At 70.6% G+C, this 18,521-nt stretch carries 15 protein-coding genes; 7 read left to right on the top strand and 8 right to left on the bottom strand.

Features of this window, described 5'->3' with window-relative positions; genetic code table 11:
* Window positions 1-491 precede the first annotated feature (491 nt).
* Both AC068D_RS23860 and ptsP read left to right on the top strand, forming a co-directional pair.
* Window positions 492-941, top strand: coding sequence for a PTS sugar transporter subunit IIA (locus AC068D_RS23860; protein ID WP_478825056.1), 450 nt, complete (start codon window positions 492-494; stop codon window positions 939-941).
* Between the two features lie 91 nt (window positions 942-1,032).
* Window positions 1,033-2,703: a phosphoenolpyruvate--protein phosphotransferase gene (ptsP, locus tag AC068D_RS23855; protein ID WP_478825055.1), complete on the top strand. Its 1,671-nt coding sequence runs from the start codon at window positions 1,033-1,035 to the stop codon at window positions 2,701-2,703.
* An 80-nt stretch (window positions 2,704-2,783) separates the two neighbouring features.
* Here ptsP and AC068D_RS23850 read toward each other — a convergent pair whose 3' ends face one another.
* Both AC068D_RS23850 and AC068D_RS23845 read right to left on the bottom strand, forming a co-directional pair.
* The gene (locus AC068D_RS23850) at window positions 2,784-3,695 is read right to left on the bottom strand and encodes a hypothetical protein (RefSeq protein ID WP_478825054.1); all 912 of its coding nucleotides are present in this window, start codon (window positions 3,693-3,695) and stop codon (window positions 2,784-2,786) included.
* An 84-nt stretch (window positions 3,696-3,779) separates the two neighbouring features.
* A complete protein-coding gene (locus AC068D_RS23845; protein ID WP_478825053.1) occupies window positions 3,780-5,756 on the bottom strand; it encodes an acetoacetate--CoA ligase in 1,977 nt (658 codons plus the stop codon).
* A 234-nt stretch (window positions 5,757-5,990) separates the two neighbouring features.
* Here AC068D_RS23845 and AC068D_RS23840 point away from each other — a divergent pair, with 234 nt between their 5' ends.
* Window positions 5,991-8,351 carry a glycoside hydrolase family 31 protein gene (locus tag AC068D_RS23840; RefSeq protein ID WP_478825073.1) on the top strand — a complete coding sequence of 787 codons (2,361 nt, stop codon included), beginning with the start codon at window positions 5,991-5,993 and terminating at the stop codon, window positions 8,349-8,351.
* Here the strand turns inward: AC068D_RS23840 and AC068D_RS23835 are convergent.
* Together AC068D_RS23835 and AC068D_RS23830 are read right to left on the bottom strand one after the other, a co-directional pair.
* Window positions 8,342-8,890: an NUDIX domain-containing protein gene (locus AC068D_RS23835; protein ID WP_478825052.1), complete on the bottom strand. Its 549-nt coding sequence runs from the start codon at window positions 8,888-8,890 to the stop codon at window positions 8,342-8,344. The genes AC068D_RS23840 and AC068D_RS23835 overlap by 10 nt on opposite strands.
* Before the next feature lie 46 nt (window positions 8,891-8,936).
* Window positions 8,937-9,758, bottom strand: a complete 822-nt coding sequence (locus AC068D_RS23830) for a M15 family metallopeptidase (RefSeq protein WP_478825051.1) — start codon at window positions 9,756-9,758, stop codon at window positions 8,937-8,939.
* 192 nt (window positions 9,759-9,950) lie between these two features.
* Between AC068D_RS23830 and AC068D_RS23825 the strand changes: the two genes are divergently transcribed.
* The 4 genes from AC068D_RS23825 to glpK all read left to right on the top strand — a co-directional run bounded on the left by AC068D_RS23825 (window position 9,951) and on the right by glpK (window position 14,202).
* Window positions 9,951-10,403: a Zn-ribbon domain-containing OB-fold protein gene (locus tag AC068D_RS23825; protein ID WP_478825050.1), complete on the top strand. Its 453-nt coding sequence runs from the start codon at window positions 9,951-9,953 to the stop codon at window positions 10,401-10,403.
* Entirely contained in the window at window positions 10,400-11,587 is a 1,188-nt protein-coding gene (locus AC068D_RS23820) for a lipid-transfer protein (RefSeq protein WP_478825049.1), read from the top strand. The genes AC068D_RS23825 and AC068D_RS23820 overlap by 4 nt, the downstream gene beginning before the upstream one ends.
* A 269-nt stretch (window positions 11,588-11,856) precedes the next feature.
* Entirely contained in the window at window positions 11,857-12,618 is a 762-nt protein-coding gene (locus AC068D_RS23815) for an MIP/aquaporin family protein (RefSeq protein ID WP_478825048.1), read from the top strand.
* Between the two features lie 63 nt (window positions 12,619-12,681).
* Window positions 12,682-14,202 carry a glycerol kinase GlpK gene (gene glpK, locus AC068D_RS23810; protein ID WP_478825047.1) on the top strand — a complete coding sequence of 507 codons (1,521 nt, stop codon included), beginning with the start codon at window positions 12,682-12,684 and terminating at the stop codon, window positions 14,200-14,202.
* Window positions 14,203-14,307: 105 nt separating this feature from the next.
* Here the strand turns inward: glpK and AC068D_RS23805 are convergent, their stop codons facing one another.
* From AC068D_RS23805 to AC068D_RS23790, 4 genes are read right to left on the bottom strand one after another with little or no spacing between them, the layout of a single operon-like run.
* Window positions 14,308-14,913: a GTP-binding protein gene (locus tag AC068D_RS23805; RefSeq protein WP_478825046.1), complete on the bottom strand. Its 606-nt coding sequence runs from the start codon at window positions 14,911-14,913 to the stop codon at window positions 14,308-14,310.
* Window positions 14,894-15,316 (bottom strand): DUF742 domain-containing protein, encoded by a 423-nt coding sequence (locus AC068D_RS23800; protein WP_478825045.1) that lies wholly within the window; start codon window positions 15,314-15,316, stop codon window positions 14,894-14,896. Before AC068D_RS23800 ends, AC068D_RS23805 begins: the two co-directional genes overlap by 20 nt.
* Before the next feature lie 10 nt (window positions 15,317-15,326).
* Window positions 15,327-15,761 carry a roadblock/LC7 domain-containing protein gene (locus AC068D_RS23795; RefSeq protein ID WP_478825044.1) on the bottom strand — a complete coding sequence of 145 codons (435 nt, stop codon included), beginning with the start codon at window positions 15,759-15,761 and terminating at the stop codon, window positions 15,327-15,329.
* Window positions 15,758-18,502 carry a nitrate- and nitrite sensing domain-containing protein gene (locus AC068D_RS23790; protein ID WP_478825043.1) on the bottom strand — a complete coding sequence of 915 codons (2,745 nt, stop codon included), beginning with the start codon at window positions 18,500-18,502 and terminating at the stop codon, window positions 15,758-15,760. The genes AC068D_RS23795 and AC068D_RS23790 overlap by 4 nt, the downstream gene beginning before the upstream one ends.
* Window positions 18,503-18,521 lie beyond the last annotated feature (19 nt).

The raw sequence follows: 18,521 nt of genomic DNA, 5'->3' as shown, positions 1-18,521 counted from the left end.
AGAACATTCTCTGCGGCTTTCCTCCGGGCGCTTCCCTTCGTTGTTTCCAGCTTAGCAGATCCGTTTTCCGTTTCTGCCACCCGCTGGAGCGGGTTAGCCAGGCAGTTCCTCCGCTTTCGCGAATTCCCTTTCCGGCGGGTTCAAACCGTATCAGCCTTTTCCCGCCCCGCTGACCACTGCCTCGGCGACGCACGCCAAGGTCCACGTGAAAACACGCAGAGGTGTAGACCAGTGGTGTAGACCAGTTTAGGATGTAGCTCGATAGGTGCTGCCGACCTGCGGCTCATAGTCGTGCCGTGGCCAGGCAGATCTACGACAGTACATGTCACCGATAGGCGAGGCAAATCGCTTCCGGTGCACCCCAGGTCCGCCAACTGACAGTTCTCATGCGGAATCTGGACTTCCTATGACATACGCTTCAGAGCAGTACGCCGCCCAGGACAGGTCGTGGCGGCGGCGGCTCCAGAAGCTCCACCCCCTGGGAGGCTCCCATGACCACTGTGACGTCGCCGCTCGCCGGCCGCGCCATCGGGCTCGCCGCTGTGCCGGACCCGGTGTTCTCCGGGGCGATGGTCGGTCCTGGCACCGCCATCGACCCCGTGCGAGAGCCGTCCGAGGCCGTCGCACCCGTGGATGGCATCGTTGTCTCCCTGCACCCGCACGCGTTCGTCGTCGTCGACGCCGAAGGTCGCGGTGTACTGACCCATCTCGGCATCGACACGGTGCAGCTCAACGGTGAGGGCTTCGAGCTCCTCATCCACAAGGGAGACACCGTGACCCGCGGCCAGGCGATCGTGCGCTGGAACCCCGTCGCCGTCGAGGCAGCAGGCAAGTCCGCGATCTGCCCTGTCGTGGCTCTGGAGGCATCGGCCGACTCACTCGGGGGCGTCCGCGAGGACGGCGATGTGAAGGCGGGCGACGAACTGTTCAGCTGGCAGTGATGTCGGCATCGCGATGACAGGTCGCGATGACAGCCAGTCGTACATCCACCGCGGTGGCCGGAACCGCCGCACACAATCGGAGACGGGTGAAATGGAGACAACGCTGCGAGGCGTCGGCGTCAGCCACGGGGTCGCGATCGGCGAGGTCCGGCACATGGGAACGGCGGTACTCGAACCTCCCGCCAAGCAGATTCCGGCCGAGGAGGCGGAGCGCGAACAGGGGCGCGCACGCCAGGCCGTCGGGGCCGTGGCTGCCGACCTGAATGCGCGGGGCAACCTGGCGGGGGGCGAAGCACAGCACGTGCTCGAGGCCCAGGCCATGATGGCGCAGGACCCGGAGCTGATGGCCGACGTCGACCGTCGGATCGCCGTCGGCAGCACGGCCGAGCGGGCCGTGTACGACGCCTTCGCTGCATATCGGGCCCTGCTCGCCGGCGCCGGGGAGTACCTGGCCGGGCGGGTGGCGGACCTCGATGATGTGCGGAACCGGATCGTGGCGCGGCTGCTGGGTGTGCCGATGCCGGGTGTACCGGACAGCGACGAGCCCTATGTGCTGATCGCGCGGGATCTCGCCCCCGCGGACACTGCACTGCTCGACCCGACGCTGGTGCTCGGTTTCGTGACCGAGGAAGGCGGACCGACCAGCCACAGCGCGATTCTTGCGCGTGCACTCGGCGTGCCGGCGGTGGTGGCGCTGCCCGGTGCGTGCGAGCTCGCCGAGGGCACGGTCATCGGGGTCGACGGCAGCACCGGGGAGATCTTCGTCGAGCCGGATGCCGCCAGGCGTGCGGAGATGGCGCGGGCCGCCGAGGAGCGCAGGGCCGCACTGAAGGCGGCGTCGGGGCCCGGTGCGACGTCGGACGGCCACAAGGTGCCGCTGCTCGCGAACATCGGCGGCCCTGCCGATGTACCGGCGGCGGTCGAGGCCGGTGCGGAGGGCGTCGGTCTCTTCCGTACGGAGTTCCTCTTCCTGGACGACAGCACGCGGGCGCCGTCGGAGGCCGCTCAGTTCGAGGCGTACCGCAAGGTTCTCGAGGCGTTCCCCGAGGGCCGGGTGGTCGTGCGGGTGCTGGATGCGGGTGCGGACAAGCCGCTGGACTTCCTGACGCCGGCCGACGAGCCGAACCCGGCGCTGGGCGTGCGCGGTCTGCGGTCCCTCCTCGATCACCCGGAGGTGCTGCGGACGCAGCTGACGGCTCTGTCGAAGGCGGCCGAGGGTCTGCCCGTGTACCTCGAGGTCATGGCACCGATGGTGGCGGACCGCACGGACGCGAGGGCGTTCGCGGACGCGTGCCGCGAGGCCGGCCTGAAGGCGAAGTTCGGCGCGATGGTCGAGATTCCGTCGGCTGCTCTGCGGGCGCGCTCAGTGCTGCAGGAGGTGGAGTTCCTGTCGCTGGGTACGAACGACCTCGCGCAGTACACCTTTGCGGCCGACCGGCAGGTGGGTGCGGTGTCCCGGCTCCAGGACCCCTGGCAGCCCGCGCTGCTCGACCTGGTCGCGGTGTCGGCGGAGGCGGCCAAGGCCGAGGGCAAGAGCTGCGGTGTGTGCGGCGAGGCCGCGTCGGATCCGCTGCTCGCCTGTGTGCTGACGGGGCTCGGTGTCACCTCCCTCTCGATGGGTGCGGCATCCATTCCCTATGTACGTGCCACTCTGGCGAAGTACACGCTGGCGCAGTGCGAGCGTGCCGCTGCCGCTGCACGTGCCGCCGACAGTGCCGAAGAGGCACGCGGCGCCGCGCAGGCGGTGCTGTCCGGGGAGTGAGTGGGCCGGCAGTCCGGTGAGTGTGTCGGGGGCTTTCCGTCGCAGGCGGGAAGCCCCCTTGCGCGCTGCTTCGCCGGGATTCAGTGATGGGGGCTTCCGCCGGGCTGGTCGCCGAGGTCGAAACCCGCTCGGTACTCGACGCCCGGCTCAGGGGAGAGGGGCTCCCCGGTGTCCGCGTCCGTGCAGTACGCGCTGAACACCTCGGCCTCGGTCAGTGGCTCCAGGCGCCCGTGGTGGAGCCGCCAGCCGCGGAGCTGGTCGGGGGCGCCGTCGGCCGTGGTGCGCAACATCACTCCCCCGGGGCCTTCCATGGCGACGCCGACCGCCAAGACCGTCGCGAATTCGGCGCCTTCGGAGGCGTCGAGCACGGCAGGGGCTCCGCGGGCGGTCACGGCATGCATCACCGCCAGGAGCTGCTCACCCGAGGCGGGCACGCTGCAGACGAGGTGGTGTGTCCCCGGTCCTGCGGTTTCGAGGAGGCGGACCAGGAGCTGCGATGCCCGGTCCGAGGCCGCGTGTCCGATGTCATCGCCGCACTCCGCGCAAGTTCCGAGATCGCTGAGCAGCGAGGTCCCGAACTCCCAGGTGGCCTGGCGGACCGATCTGTTGATGAGCAGGGGCACGAGGTGATCCATGGTCTGGCCCGTGTACGCCACGGTGGGGCCGGCGGCGGCGACTTCCGCCGTGTAGCGGCTGCGGCTGGTGGAGTCGTCCGGGTCGAGTCCCCGCTCGGCGCAGTAGTGGGCGAAGTCCTCGGGATCGAAGAGCGCGACGGTCGTGTGGCCGCCCTGCCTGGAGAGGGCTCTGAGCAGTCCTTCGACATGGTGCAGGTAGTCGGGGTGGTCGGTGAACGTGAACGTGCGGTACCGGCGCATGGCGGTGAAGTCCTGCTCGTCGACGAGCAGGCCGACGGTGGCCGGGACGTCGCGGCGCAACGCGCGCCGCATGGACTGCCGGTGGTGCGGCCGTCGGTGGTGGTTGGTGGGCGTCATCGCATCCCCCTGGTCCCCCGTGAGCGCTGTTATCAGTGCTCACTCACCGTAATCGTGAGCACTGACAACGCGGCCGGGGAGGGGTCAGGAGCGGTTGCGTGCCAGCTGCTCGTAGAAGCGCAGCAGATCGAGGTTGTCGACCGAGCCCGGGTTGACCGCCTTGGTCAGGGCCGTGCCCTGGAGCAGTCGCTTGACCGGGACTTCGATGCGCTTGCCGGTGAGGGTGTGGGGGACGCCCGGGACCTCGATGATGTCGTCGGGGACGTGGCGAGGTGAGAGCTGTTCGCGGATGGTGCGCTTGATGCGCTCGCGCAGGTCGTCGTCGAGCGAAGCACCGGGGGCCAGGTGGACGAAGAGTGGCATCCAGTAGCCGCCGTCGGGCTCTTCGAGGCCGATGACCAGGGATTCACGGATCTCCGGAAGCCGCTCGACCGCTTCGTAGATGTCGGCGGATCCCATGCGCACGCCCTGACGATTGAGCGTGGAGTCGGAGCGGCCGTGGATGACGACCGAGCCGTGGTCGGTGATGGTGATCCAGTCGCCGTGCCGCCAGACGCCCGGGAACATCTCGAAGTAGCTGTCGCGGTAGCGGCTGCCGTCCGGGTCGTTCCAGAAGCGGACCGGCATGGACGGCATGGGGTTGGTGACGACGAGCTCGCCGACCTCGCCGATGACCGGCTTGCCGTGCGGGTCCCATGCCTGGAGGTCGGTGCCGAGGCAGGCCGCCTGGAGTTCGCCGATGTGGACGGGAAGGGTGGGGACGGCGCCCGCGAAGCAGCTGCACACGTCGGTGCCACCGCTGACGGAGGCGATCCAGAGGTCCTCGCGGACCTCGTCGTGGAGCCATCGGAAGCCGTCGGGCGGAAGGGGGGAACCGGTGGTCGCGACGCACTGGACGCGTGACAGGTCATGGTCGCGGCCGGGGTGCACACCGGCCTTGCGGCAGGCCATCACATAGGCGGCGGAGGTGCCGAAGAGGGTGGCGCCGGTACGTTCGGCGATCGCCCACTGGGCTCCGGTCTCGGGGTAGCCGGGGCTGCCGTCGTAGAGGATGACCGTGGTGCCGGTGAGGAGGCCGGAGACGAGGAAGTTCCACATCATCCAGCCGGTGGAGGTGTACCAGAAGAAGCGGTCTCCGGTGCCGAGGTCGCAGTGCAGGCCGAGCTGCTTGAAGTGTTCGAGGAGGATGCCGCCCTGGGACTGGACGATGGCCTTGGGGAGTCCGGTGGTGCCGGAGGAGTAGAGGACCCAGAGCGGGTGGTCGAACGGGACCTGCTCGAAGACGGGCTCCGCGTCGCCCGCGGTGAGCTCCGACCAGGAGAGGGCGCCCTCCGGTGCCGGGGTGCCGAGGAGCGGGATGTGGACGACGGCGCGGAGCGTGGGCAGTTCGCTGCGGAGTTCCGCGACCGTGTCCCGGCGGTCGTGCTCCTTGCCGCCGTAGCGGTAGCCGTCGACGGTGAAGAGGACGACGGGCTCGACCTGCTGGAAGCGGTCCAGCACGCTGCGGGCGCCGAAGTCGGGGGCGCAGGAGGTCCAGACGGCTCCGACTGCGGCGGTGGCGAGGAGAGCGGTCACGGCCTGGGGGATGTTGGGCAGATAGCCGCTGACGCGGTCCCCGGGACGTACGCCGAGGGCCCGGAGCTCTGCGGCGAGCGACCCGACCTGGCGGCGGAGCTCGGTCCAGCTGAGGGGAGACAGGTCGTGGGTCTCGTCCACATGGATCAGCGCGGGTTCATGGGCGCGTGCCGGGTCCTCGGCGGTACGGAGGGCGTGCTCGGCGTAGTTGAGGGTCGCGCCGGTGAACCACTGGGCGCCGGGCATCGAGCGGTCGCCCAGGACACGTTCGTAGGGTGTGGAGAAGCGTACGTCGAACCACTCGGCGACCGCCCGCCAGAAGGTCTCCAGCTCATCGACGGACCAGCGGTGGAGTGCCGCGTAGCCGCCCTCGGCGGGGGCGCCGTGCCTTTCGGCCGCCCAGGACTGGAAGCGGGTGATCCGGGCGGCGGCGATCCGGGCGGCATCCGGCTGCCAGAGCGGGGCAGGGTTCGCGGCTGAGGTCATGGGGCGGCTCCCGGGCGGCTGTGGTGGCTCTACGCGTGGTGGGCGTCGGTACCGCGCACGGGCGTGGGTGTGCGCGTGGACGCGGCTGTCGCTGACAGGGACGATGCCATGTGATCGTCTTCCGCACCAGGGCTCCCCGCACATGGTCGGATCGTTTGTTGTGTGCTCGGACCATGGGTGAACGCGAGTTGAACGAACCCCGCCGAGCCCCTGGTGGATGGCAGGGTGAGCAGCATGGACGGTCGTGAGCTGGTGCGCGCGGTGAAGGTGTTCGGCACGGTGCAGGGGCTGCGTACGGTGCGCTCGGCGTGGCGCCGGAGGCGGACGGATGCGTGGGGTCTGCCGCCCCGGGGTGCGGAGCGGGCACGGGTGCCGGGTGCCGTCGTCGGTGCCGAGCTGCTGCCGGGCGGCGGCGTCGTACGGTTCGCCCGTTCGGAGCTGAGGGTGCGCGTCGCGGTGGGGGGCGGCGTCTTCTGGGGCTGGGACGGAGCGGAGCCCGAACCGTCGTATGCGCTGGCGGGTGTCCCGCCGGAGCCGGATCCGCGCGCCCAGCTGGAGCCGGACAAGGACGGCGGATGGCGGGTCGTGTCGGAACGGGTGACGGTGGCGGTGTCACGGCACGGCGCGGTCGAGGTGCGCACTCCCGGCGGGGTCGTCCTGCGGCGGGATCTGCCGCCTCGCTGGTGGGAGCCGGTGGGCGGCGGTCCCGGGCGCTGGCTGCAGCGCACGGAGGTGCCGGCGGACGCCCGGTTCTACGGGCTGGGCGGGCGGTCGTCGGGGCCGCGTCTGCGGGACGGTACGTACCGGCTGTGGAACACCGACCCACGAGGCAGCTTCGGCCCCGGTGACGATCCGCTGTACATCACGATGCCGGTGCAGCTGGTGGTCTCGGACGCCGGGTCGCATCTGGCGTTCCACGACAACTCCTGGGACGGCAGCGTCACCCTGTGCGAGGGCGAGGAGGGCGCGGGCTCCGGGCACGACAAACCGGGCACGATCGAGGTCCGGACGGCCGGGGGTCCGCTGCGCTGCTGGGTGGTCGTGGGCACGCCGGCGCGTGTTCTGCGGGGCTGGACGGCGCTCACGGGTGCGCCCGCGCTCCCCCCGTCGTGGGCCCTCGGTCCGCAGCACGCCCGCTGGGGCTTCGGCAGCGAACGGGAGGTGCGCCGAGTGGTGGCGGGCTACCGCGAGCGGGGGCTTCCGCTGTCGGCGCTGCATCTGGACATCGACCACTATGACGGGCACCGCGTCTTCACCGTGGACCGCGCGCGCTTCCCGGACCTGCCGGGGCTGGCGGAGGAGCTGCGCGCGGACGGAGTGCGGCTGGTGTCGATCGTCGATCCGGCGGTGAAGGCGGAGCCGGGGTACGCCGTGTACGACGGCGGGTCGACGGCCGGCGCCTTCGTACGGGACGGGCGGGGGCGGGACGTGCACGGTGAGGTGTGGCCGGGCGAGTGTGCGTATCCCGACTTCACCGATCCGCAGGTGCGTGAATGGTGGGGCGGGCTGTACGAGGAGCGTCTGGCGCAGGGCTTCTCGGGGGTGTGGCACGACATGAACGAGCCGGTGTCCTTCACCCCGTTCGGTGATATGACGCTGCCGCGATCCTCCCGGCATGCGCTGGAGGGCCGCGGGGGCGACCATCGCGAGGCCCACAACGTGTACGGGCTGCAGATGGCGCGGGCCGGGTACGAGGGGCTGCGAAGGCTGCGGCCCGAGGAGCGGCCGTTCCTGTTCTCGCGCTCCGGATGGGCGGGGATGCAGCGGTACGGCGGTACCTGGTCCGGCGATGTGTCCACGGGCTGGCCGGGGCTGCGGGCTTCGCTGTCCCTGGTGCTGGGCCTCGGTCTGTGCGGTGTGCCGTACTCGGGTCCGGATGTGGGCGGCTTCGACGGCAGCCCTTCGCCCGAGCTGTTTCTGCGCTGGTTCCAGCTCGGTGCGTATCTGCCGCTGTTCCGTACGCATGCGGCGATCGACGCGGGGCGCAGGGAGCCGTGGGAGTTCGGTCCGCGGGTCCTGGGTCATGCGAAGGCGGCGCTGCTCGAGCGGATGCGGCTCCTCCCGTACTTCGTCACCCTGGCCCAGCTGGCCCGGCTGACCGGCGCGCCCTATGTGCGGCCGCTGTGGTGGGGGGCTCCGCGCGACCGGGCGCTGCGGGACTGTGAGGACGCCTTCCTGCTGGGTGATGCGCTGTTGGTCGCTCCCGTGCTGGAGCGGGGCGTGGACCGGCGTGCGGTGCGGCTGCCGCGCGGCCTGTGGTACGACATTGTGACCGGCAACGCCCACGAGGGTCCGGGGCAGGTGCTGCTCGATGCTCCCCTGTCGCGGATCCCGGTGCTGGCACGGGCGGGCGCGGTCATTCCCGTGCGCGGCGAGGACGGCGTGACCGAGCTGGAGGTGTGGGCGCCCGCCCCGGGCCGTACGGGCGGCGGGCTGCTGGTCGAGGACTCCGGTGACGTGCGGGCCCGGCCCCCGGTCGAGCGGTACACCTCCCGGCTGGTCGGCGGCGGGGTGGTGGTGGAGCGGGTGACGGAGTCCGGTGCGGTCAGGGCGACGCGGCCGGTGCGGTTGCGAGGGCCGGCCACTCAGGCGTAGCCGCCGGCGAACCACCGTCGTACCGCCACCGTGTGCAGGGGGAACGCGAGTTCGGCAGGCGCATGGAGGACATGCCAGCCCTCGGTCTCGTCGGTCGGGGCGGGGTGCGGGAGTTCGGCGGCCGGGCGTTCCGGGAGGAGTCCGAACAGCAGCAGATGGCCGCCTTGTGAGCTGAGCGCGTCCACAAGCCGGACGTCCTGCGCGCAGGCCTCGATGCCGGTCTCCTCCTCGAGTTCGCGCACGACCGCGTGCTGCCATTCCTCGGAGTGGTCGATGAAACCACCGGGCAGCGCGATGCCGCCACGCTGTGGCTCGATGGTGCGGGTGATGACGACGAGTCCGGTTCCGTGCGCGGTGGTGACGGGAAGGAGTGCGACGGCCACGGGGGTGGGGTTGCGGTACGCCGTGTCGCCGCAGGCGGGGCAGCTGCGGGGCCAGCAGCCGGTGGTGCCGTCCGGGTAGCGGGCTCCGCAGCTGGAGCAGTGGGAGTCCTTGACGGGGGGCGTGGTGCGGGCGGTTGGCCCGGAAGGCTCGGTCACCTGGGGACTGTAACGCGGGCGGTGCAGTGCGGGCCCGGCCGGGAGGTCAGGGCTTCGTGAGCGATGTCCAGGCCACGGGGAAGTCGAAGTAGGTGCCGGGGAACGGCTCCGGCTTGTAGGTGAAGTGCCACCACTCCTCGGGCAGGTTGACGAACCCCGCGTCGGTGAGAGTCTCCTTGAGGAGGCGGCGGTTGGCGCGCTGCTCGCCCTGGATGCGGGGGTCGTCCGTGTGGGACAGGGTGTCGAAGCAGTCGAAGCCGGTACCCATGTCGAGGGAGTTGTCGGGGAACCGCTCGCCCTGCGGGGCGTGGCAGGGGATGAGTTTCTCGCCGGGGACGTAGGGTCGCGTCTTCCTCGCCGGAAGCCTGACGACGGTGAGGTCGACGGTGCTGCCGCGGCTGTGGCCGGACTGCTCGGCGATGTATCCGTCCTCGAACAGACGCGATTTGTCGACGTGCGGATAGAACTCCCGTTTCATCCGTTCGTCGTCGAGGTCCTTCGCCCAGCGCACGAAGTGGTCGACGGCGCGCTGGGGGCGGTAGCAGTCGTAGACCTTGAGCGAGTAGCCCCGCAGCAGCAGCCGGTGTTGCGCCTTCAGCAGAGCCCGGGCGGCCGGCCGGGTGAGGATGCACAGGGGCTGCCGGTAGCCGTCGATGGGTTCACCGATGAAGTTGTGCCCGGTGGTGTAGCGCATGTCCTGGATGATCGTCGGGTCGACGAGGCGCAGCGCGACGAACTCGTGGGGGGCTTCGGGCCCGGGTGTGCCGTTCCGTGGGGTCGCGGCCGGGGACGGGGACGCGGTGGTGAGGGCGAGCAGTGCGGCGGCGGTGAGGGTCAGTGCGCGGCGTGCTGAAGCGAGTCCTCTCATGCGCACCGTCTATCAGGATCGGGGGGCCGGGACCACCCCCGCGAGTTCCGGCCTGTCTCGCAGCCGTCGGACGCGGTTCGGCCCTGTCCGGTTCTCGGGCGTCCGGTCTGGTCGGCGGGGTTTCCCCGTGGCACACTTCTGACGTTCCGTCAGATCAGTGGGTACCTGATCGGCTTCGGGGAGGGTCTGGCCTTGGCGCGCACACGTACACCCGTGGTGGCCGGTTGGTTCACCGCCGGCGACGACGAACGGGGGTTCCGGCTGCTCGGCACCCGTTGTCCGTCCTGCTCCGCGGTGTACTTCCCGCGCGAGGACTCCTACTGCCGCAACCCCGGCTGCACGGGCGGCGAGCCGGTGGAGGTCGCGTTGTCGAAGCACGGGCGCGTCTGGTCCTACACGGACGGGCGGTACCGGCCGCCCGCACCGTATGTGTCGGACCCCGACGCGCCGTGGGTGCCGTACACGCTGGTCGCGGTCGAACTGGCGGAGGAGCGCATGGTGGTGCTCGGACAGGCCGCGCCGGGGGTGACGGTCGCGGATCTCGCGGTCGGGATGGAGGTCGAGGTGGTGCCGGGAATCCTGGACGAGGACACGGAGACCGTCCGGACGACCTGGCACTGGCGCCCGGTGGAGGTCTCCCGGTGAACGACGTCGCGGTGCTCGGGGCGGGGATGCACCCATGGGGCAAGTGGGGCCGGAGCTTCGTCGAGTACGGGAGGGTCGCGGCCCGCGCCGCGCTCACCGACGCCGGTGTCGGCTGGCAGGACGTGCAGTCGGTCGTCGGGGCGAACACCGTCCGCGGCGGCTACCCGGGCTATGTCGCAGGGGCGACTTTCGCCCGTGCGCTCGGCTGGCAGGGCGCCCGGGTGACCAGCGTGTACGCCGCATGTGCGTCCGGGGCGCAGGCCATCGGCACCGCACGGGCCCAGATCCTCGCCGGGCTGGCGGACGTGGTGCTGGTGGTGGGTGCCGACGCCGCCCCCAAGGGGTTCTTCGCGCCCGCCGGCGGCGACCGCCCCGATGATCCGGACTGGCTGCGCTTCCGGGTGCTGGGAGCCACGAATCCGGCGTACTTCGCGCTCTACGCCCGCCGTCGTATGGCTGTGCACGGCGATACGCCGGACGACTTCGCCCAGGTCAAGGTCAAGAACGCGATGGCCGGGGCCCTCAATCCGTACGCCCGCTACCGCAGGACGGTGACCGCAGAACAGGTCGCCGCATCCGCCGTCGTCGCAGATCCCCTGCGACTGCTGGACATCTGTGCCACGTCGGACGGGGCCGCGGCGCTCGTGCTGTCGAGCATGGCCTATGCCCGGCGGCGCGGCGTCGCCGATCCCGTGCGCATCCGCGCCGTCTCCACCGCCACCCCCACCTACCCCCGGACCGTCCTCGATCTCCCGGACATCGCCACGGACTCGGCGGCCGCGGTGGCCCCCTCCCCGCTCGGTTTCCGGGCGTCGATCGCGCTTTCCGCGTACGAGGAGGCCGGCCTCGGGCCCGAGGACCTGTCCCTCGCCGAGGTGTACGACCTCTCCACGGCACTGGAGTTGGAGTGGTACGAGGACATCGGCCTGTGCGCGGCCGGGGAGGGCGCAAAGCTGCTGCGGGAGGGAGCGACGGCGCTCGGCGGGCGCATCCCGGTCAATGCGAGCGGGGGGCTCGCGTCGTTCGGCGAGGCCGTGCCGGCTCAGGCGATCGCCCAGGTGTGCGAACTGACCTGGCAGTTGCGTGGCACGGCGGGCGGGCGCCAGGTGGCCGGGGCACGGACCGGGATCACAGCGAACCAGGGTCTGTTCGGTCATGGCTCGGCGGTCGTCGCGGTCCGCTGACCCCGCCGCCGGCCACTCGGCACTCTCCGTGGACCCGGCGAGCACATGCCGTGAACTGCGAGTGCTGCCCGCGACCTTGACGGTGCGGTAACCGAGGGGAAAACTGCCTCTTCGTCGGCGCGAAAGCCCGCTTCGCCGCAGTCCGACACGCACGCGCACGCTCACCACGCTCGTCACGGACCCGGACGGGGCGCGTACATCCTGCAGCGCACCGCGTACCCCGCTCCCGGCTCCGTAGCCATGGGAACCACACCCAGCCAGGAGCCGCCATGAGCAACGCAGACATCTACCTCGGTGAGGTCATCGGCACGGCGATACTGATCCTCTTCGGCGCGGGTGTGTGCGCCGCGGTCACGCTCCACCACTCCAAGGCGAAGGCCTCCGGCTGGATCGTGATCACCTTCGGCTGGGGCTTCGGTGTGCTGGCGGGCGCCTACACCGCGGCGCCGCTCTCCGGCGGTCATCTCAATCCGGCGGTGACCGTGGGCGTTGCCGTCGACACCGGCGAGTGGAGCAAGGTGCCGCTGTACGTACTGGGGCAGATGACCGGCGCCGTCCTCGGTGCCGTACTGGCCTGGCTGGCCTACTACGCGCAGTTCCGGGCGAACGCCGACACCGCGACCGCCCAGCCGACGCTCGGGATCTTCTCGACGTCTCCCGAGATCCGCAGTCCGGTCGCCAACCTCGTCACCGAGACCATCGCCACGGTCGGACTCGTCCTGCCGATCCTGGCCTTCGGGCGCAACACGGGTATCGGCATCGGCCCGGTTCCCGGCGAGGGCGCAGGGATCTACGGCTCGGGCATCTCGATCCTGCTCGTGTCGCTGCTGGTCGTCGGCATCGGTCTGTCGCTGGGCGGGCCGACCGGCTACGCCGTGAACCCCGCACGTGACCTCGGACCGCGCATCACACACGCCCTGTTGCCCATCCCCAACAAGGGCACCTCCGACTGGGGCTACGCATGGATCCCCGTGGCCGGCCCCCTCGCCGGCGGTGCGCTCGCAGGTCTCATCTTCAACACAGCCTTCTGACCCAGGCTCCCGGCCACAGCCCCGTCCGGGGCCCGACCACGGACTTTCCTACAAGAGGACGTCATGACGGACACCTCCCAGAAATACGTCGCCGCAATCGATCAGGGCACCACGTCGAGTCGCTGCATCATCTTCGACCACGACGGCGCGATCGTCGCCGCCGACCAGCGCGAGCATCGTCAGATCTTCCCCAAACCCGGCTGGGTGGAGCACGACGCCACGGAGATCTGGTCCAAGGTCCAGGCCGTCGTCGCGGGAGCACTCGCCAAGGCAGGTATCCGCGCCGGTCAGCTCGGCGCGCTCGGCATCACCAACCAGCGTGAGACGACGGTGATGTGGGACCGCCGCACGGGAAAGCCCGTGCACAACGCGATCGTCTGGCAGGACACCAGGACCGCGGCGCTGTGCACCGAGCTCGGCGGTACGGACGGGCAGGACCGGTTCCGCGATGCGACGGGACTGCCGCTCGCCAGCTACTTCTCCGGCCCCAAGGCGGCGTGGCTGCTGGACCACGTACCCGGCCTGCGCAGCCGGGCCCAGCGCGGTGAGATCGCATTCGGCACCATCGACTCGTGGCTGATCTGGAATCTGACCGGCGGCACGGACGGTGGGGTTCACGTCACCGATGTCACCAACGCCTCGCGCACGATGCTGATGAATCTGGAGACCCTCCAGTGGGACTCCTCGATCCTCGCCGCGATGGATGTGCCCTCGACGGTGCTGCCGGAGATCAGGTCGTCGGCCGAGGTGTACGGAACGGCCGTCGGCCAGCTCGAGGGAGTGCCGGTCGCCTCGGCGCTCGGTGACCAGCAGGCGGCTGTGTTCGGCCAGGCCTGCTACGACCCCGGCACGGCCAAGAACACATACGGGACGGGAAGCTTCCTCCTGCTCAACACAGGAGGACGGCCGGTGCAGTCCAAGAGCGGTCTGATCACCACCGTCGGCTACCGGATCGGCGACTCCGCCCCCGTCTACTGCCTGGAAGGGTCGATCGCGATCACCGGCGCCCTGGTGCAGTGGTTCCGGGACCAGTTGGGGATCATCCGCAACGCCGATGAGATCGAGACGCTGGCGGCGAGCGTGGACGACAACGGAGGGGCGTACATCGTGCCGGCGTTCTCCGGTCTGTACGCGCCCTACTGGCGTGCCGATGCGCGAGGTGTGGTCACCGGGCTCACCCGGTACGTCACCCGGGCCCATCTCGCACGGGCGGTGCTCGAGGCGACGAGCTGGCAGACGCGGGAGGTCGTCGACGCGATGTACCAGGACTCGGGCGTGCCGATCACCACCCTCAAGGTCGACGGCGGGATGACCGCCAACCATCTGCTGATGCAGCATCAGGCGGATGTGCTGGGGGTGCCGGTGATGAGGCCGAGAGTGTCCGAGACGACGTGTCTGGGAGCTGCGTACGCCGCCGGACTCGCCACCGGGGTGTGGGGCGGCCTCGACGAGCTCAAGGCTCACTGGCAGCGCGATGCGGAGTGGTCGCCGCGGATGCCCGCCGAGACCAGGGAGCGGGAGTACGCCAACTGGCGCAAGGCGGTGGAGCGCAGCTTCGGCTGGCACGAGGAGGACGGAGCGTAGGCGACCGTCGGCTGCGGGCGCGGCCCGGTCGCGTACCGCCCATGAGTCACGGCCCGTACCCCTGTCGGTGGGGGTACGGGCCGTGTTGTGCGCGACCGCCCGTGGTCAGGTTGCCGCGGGCTCCCGCTCGCGTGTGGAGCGGACCAGGGCGTGCTCGACCACGGCCACGAGCACCGCCTTCACCGACTCGCGTTCACGCGCGTCGCACATCATCAGCGGCACTTCCGGGTCGAGGTCGAGTGCGGCTCGCACGGACTCCGTGGGGTAGCGGTCGGCGCCCTCGAAGCAGTTGACGCCGACGGTGAAGGGAATGCCTCGCCGTTCGAAGTAGTCGATGGCCGCGAAGGAGTCCTCGAGGCGGCGGGTGTCGGCGAGGACGACCGCGCCGAGCGCTCCCTGGGCCAGTTCGTCCCAGAGGAACCAGAAGCGGTCCTGACCGGGCGTACCGAAGAGGTAGAGCACCAGGTCTTCGCGGAGAGTGATGCGGCCGAAGTCCATGGCGACCGTGGTCGTGCTCTTGGACTCGACGCCGTCGAGGTCGTCGACGGGCCGCCCCGCCTCGCTCAGGGTCTCCTCGGTGCGCAGTGGCTTGATCTCGCTGACCGCGCCGACGAGAGTCGTCTTGCCGACCCCGAAGCCGCCCGCCACCAGGATCTTCAGCGTCACCGGTTCGACCGGCCGCTCCGCGCGGCTAGAGCGCCCGAAGACCATTGATCACCTCGCGAAGAATGCTCACGTCCGGCAGCTCGGCCGGCGGTACGGGACGGGTTACATGGACCAGGTCGTCCTCGACGAGATCGCCGACGAGGACCCGGACGACTCCGACGGGGAGGTCGAGACCGGCCGCGAGCTCGGCGATCGACTGAGGAATGGTGCTGCAGAGCTCGACGATCTCGACGTGCTCCGGGGAGAGCGACTGGTCCCTTACCGGGTCGTCGGCGGCCGGTTCGGGAACGACGAGCGCGATCAGATCGAGCCGTTGCCGGGTCGCACTGCTCGTGCGTCCACGGGTCATCGCGTAGGGGCGGACCACCGGTCCTGCGTCGTCGTCGAACCAGTGGTGCGCCCGCTGGGCTTCCTGGGTCTGCTGAGCGTGCTGTCCAGCGTCATTCATTCCATTCCACTCACCCTCCGGAGGTCAGCCCGGTCCGTGGTGCCGTGGCGAGGTGGGCCCCCACTCGCTTGACCATCAGTGTCATCTCGTAGGCGACCTGACCGACGTCGGAGTCGGCGTCGGACAGCACCGCGAGACAGCTGCCGTCGCCCGCCGCGGTGACGAAGAGGAATGCCTCGTCGAGCTCGACGACGGTCTGCCGGACGCGTCCCACGTCGAAGTGGCGCCCCACGCCCTTGGCAAGACTGTGGAAACCGGAGGCGACGGCGGCGAGATGCTCGCCGTCCTCGCGAGTGAGGTCCTTGGACGTCCCGGTCGCGAGGCCGTCGCCGGAGAGCACGAGTGCCTTGCGGATCGAGCCGACCCGCTCGACCAGCTCGTCGAGAAGCCAGTTGAGCTCGCCGCTCGTCGTGGCGTTGTTTGCTGCGGCGTTCGGTGCGGTCATCGACCGTTCCCCTCCGAAGTGGTTCCCTGTGCTGATTCGCCGGGGCCGGTGCCGTCCTCGGCGTTCTGCCGACGTCCGCGCTGCCAGCCGCGTTGCAGCGAGGCCATGCGGTCGCGTACTTCTTCCGCGTCACGTTCGACGTCCGGCCCGTCGGCCGGTACCCCACCACCGGCGGTGGCGTCCCCGCGCAGCTGCGGGGCCAGACTGGCCTGGCGCACACGGCGCGGCAGGCCGCTCGGTGCGGGGCCGGCGGGGGTGTCGGTCGCCGGCGGCCGGTTCGGGTCCGGGGGCGATGCCTGTGCCGGGTCCCCGGCAGAGCGCGGCGTCATGTCCGTGACCGGCTTCTGCCGGGCGTCCATGGGCCGGGCGGAGGACGGGTGGGAGCGGCCTCGGTCGTCCACCCTGCGGCCGTGGTCACTGACCAGCGTCGGCGGCCTGCGGCGAGGGAGCGGAATGGGTCCCCCGGGGCGTCGGCCGTTTCCGCGCTGCCGCTCGGGCATCTGGTCCGATGCCTGCTGATGCTGCTCGTCGGCGGGAGTGCGCAGGAAGTCGCGGGCCCTGAAGAGCCCGCCGCGCTCGCTCTCGCTGTCCTCGATGTCGGAGAGGTCGGCGATCGTGTCGACGCTGCCGATGGCCGGGCGGTCCTCGAAGCCCAACGCGCCGACAGGGGGCTCCAGTTCGATCGGGCCGTCGAGCACTGAAGGGCCGGTCAGTCCCGTCGGCACCTGGGAGAGGGCGGCAAGCCGGCCGCCATCGGTGCGGCGGCGGCCGGTGGCACCCTCCTCCCGGTCCCTGTCCCGGCGATCGGTCTTGCGGTCGAGCCGGAAGCCCGTCCCCTCCGTCTCGGGGGCGTCGGTGAGCAGCGCGACCGGGATGAACACGACCGCAGTGGTCCCCCCGTAGGGTGAGGGCTGCAGCGAGACCCGGACGTTCTGGCGCTGGGCCAGCCTGCTGACGACGAAGAGACCGAGACGGTCGGTGTCGGAAAGCTCGAACTCGGGGGTCTCGGCCAGCCGCAGGTTTGCGTCGAGCAGTGCGTCGGGCGTCATACCGAGGCCGCGGTCGTGGATCTCCAGGGTGAACCCGTTGGCGACCCGCTCGCCGTGCACCTGGACACCGGTGTGCGGCGGCGAGAAGACCGTGGCGTTCTCCAGCAATTCCGCGATGAGGTGGGTGAGGTCGGCGACGGCCGGCCCGCCCACTCCTATGCGGGGCAGTCGGCGGACTTCGATGCGTTCGTAGTCCTCGACCTCGGCGACCGCAGCCCGCACGACGTCCATCAGCTGGACCGGCTTGCGCCACTGGCGGGACGGGGCTGCGCCGGAAAGGATCACCAGTCCCTCGGCATGCCGGCGCATGCGGGTCGTGAGGTGGTCGAGACGGAACAGGTCCGCGAGTTCCTCGGTGTCCTCCGTGCGACGCTCCATGGTGTCGAGGAGGGTGAGCTGACGGTGGAGCAGCACCTGGTTGCGGCGGGCGAGGTTGACGAAGACCTCGGAGACGCCCCGGCGCATGTCGGCCTGCTTGACGGCGGCCTCGACGGCCGCCCGCTGCAGGGTGTTGAGTGCCTGGCCGACCTGGCCGATCTCGTCCTTGTCGTACTCGAGGTGCGGCGCCTCGGTCTCGACGTCGACGCTCTCGCCGGCGGCGAGTCTGCGCATGACGCTGGGCAGGCGGACGCCGGAGACCTCGTGGGCCTCCTTGCGCAGCCGGGACAGCGAGCGGGCCAGATCGCGGCCGATCCGCACCGAGACGACGACGGAGACCAGCAGGGCGAGGAAGCCGAGGACACCGGCGATCCCGGCCTTCACCAAGACGTCGTACGCGGCGGGCTTGACGCGGTCCGCGTAGCGGTCTCCCGCCTCGGTGCTCTGCCGGGCCAGATCGTTCAGGACCGGAGTCGCCAGCTCCTCCCACCGCGAGGCGTCGACGGTACGCGGATTCTTGGTGGGGCCCGCGGTGATGAGCTCCTCCTCGACCTCGCGCAGCGGCTGTGTGTCCGGACTGCGCCAGTAGTGCTCGAGGCGCTCGCGCTCGGACGACGGGAGGACCTCGAGGCTGGTCTCGTAGAGGAGCCTGCGGTTGGCGGCGAGGTCGGAGACCGTACGGATCTCCGCGGCCGTGATCCTCCGGGTGATCAGCGCGGAGGTCACCAGCGCGTCCTCGCGGGAAAGCAGCTCACGGGCGCGTACGACACCGACGAGGGCTCGGCCCTGCTTCTCCAGCTCCACGTTCTCGAGTGCGTGGAGCGAGGTGAGGAAGCTGTAGCAGGGATCGACGAGCCGGTTGTAGAACTCGAGGGCCTGGGCACGGGTGATCGCGCTCTGCTCCACGTTCCGGCGCAGCGAGCCGAGTCCGTCGAGTGCGTCGAGCAGGGAGTCGAGCCGCTGGGACACGTCCGGGCGTACGGAATCCCTGACGCCCGACTCTTCGGCGCTCTTGCGGATCTCCGCCACGGCCGCGTCGGTCGCCGCGCGTTGACGGCGCAAGTTCGTGAGGGCCTCGGAGGCACGCGGATCCGCGAGGTAGACCAGGGTCTCGTGACGTTCCTTCTGGATGACACGGACGGTGTCCTCGAGGGGGTGCCCGACCTCGTTGATGATGTATCCGACGTCCAGGAGCTGCTTGGCCTCCTGGCCCGTGATCGCGGTGGAGAAGCCCCAGAGCGCGGTGAGCGACACGAGCGGCACAAGCAGCAACGCCACGATCTTCCTGCGGATGGACTTCCCGCGAAAGCGCATGGCCTCCCCCTGGTCGACG

The organism is Streptomyces sp. NPDC043861, assembly GCF_056435905.1.
The sequence above is the reverse complement of the archived record's forward strand: the minus strand, read 5'-3'. Positions and strand labels throughout refer to the sequence as shown.

Coding starts and splice junctions, on each gene's coding strand:
- AC068D_RS23805 (WP_478825046.1), bottom strand. CDS start 14,913: ATGGTCTTCGGGCGCTCTAGCCGCGCGGAGCGGCCGGTCGAACCGGTG.
- glpK (WP_478825047.1), top strand. CDS start 12,682: ATGACGGACACCTCCCAGAAATACGTCGCCGCAATCGATCAGGGCACC.
- AC068D_RS23800 (WP_478825045.1), bottom strand. CDS start 15,316: ATGAATGACGCTGGACAGCACGCTCAGCAGACCCAGGAAGCCCAGCGG.
- AC068D_RS23795 (WP_478825044.1), bottom strand. CDS start 15,761: ATGACCGCACCGAACGCCGCAGCAAACAACGCCACGACGAGCGGCGAG.
- AC068D_RS23860 (WP_478825056.1), top strand. CDS start 492: ATGACCACTGTGACGTCGCCGCTCGCCGGCCGCGCCATCGGGCTCGCC.
- AC068D_RS23850 (WP_478825054.1), bottom strand. CDS start 3,695: ATGACGCCCACCAACCACCACCGACGGCCGCACCACCGGCAGTCCATG.
- AC068D_RS23845 (WP_478825053.1), bottom strand. CDS start 5,756: ATGACCTCAGCCGCGAACCCTGCCCCGCTCTGGCAGCCGGATGCCGCC.
- ptsP (WP_478825055.1), top strand. CDS start 1,033: ATGGAGACAACGCTGCGAGGCGTCGGCGTCAGCCACGGGGTCGCGATC.
- AC068D_RS23830 (WP_478825051.1), bottom strand. CDS start 9,758: ATGAGAGGACTCGCTTCAGCACGCCGCGCACTGACCCTCACCGCCGCC.
- AC068D_RS23815 (WP_478825048.1), top strand. CDS start 11,857: ATGAGCAACGCAGACATCTACCTCGGTGAGGTCATCGGCACGGCGATA.
- AC068D_RS23790 (WP_478825043.1), bottom strand. CDS start 18,502: ATGCGCTTTCGCGGGAAGTCCATCCGCAGGAAGATCGTGGCGTTGCTG.
- AC068D_RS23840 (WP_478825073.1), top strand. CDS start 5,991: ATGGACGGTCGTGAGCTGGTGCGCGCGGTGAAGGTGTTCGGCACGGTG.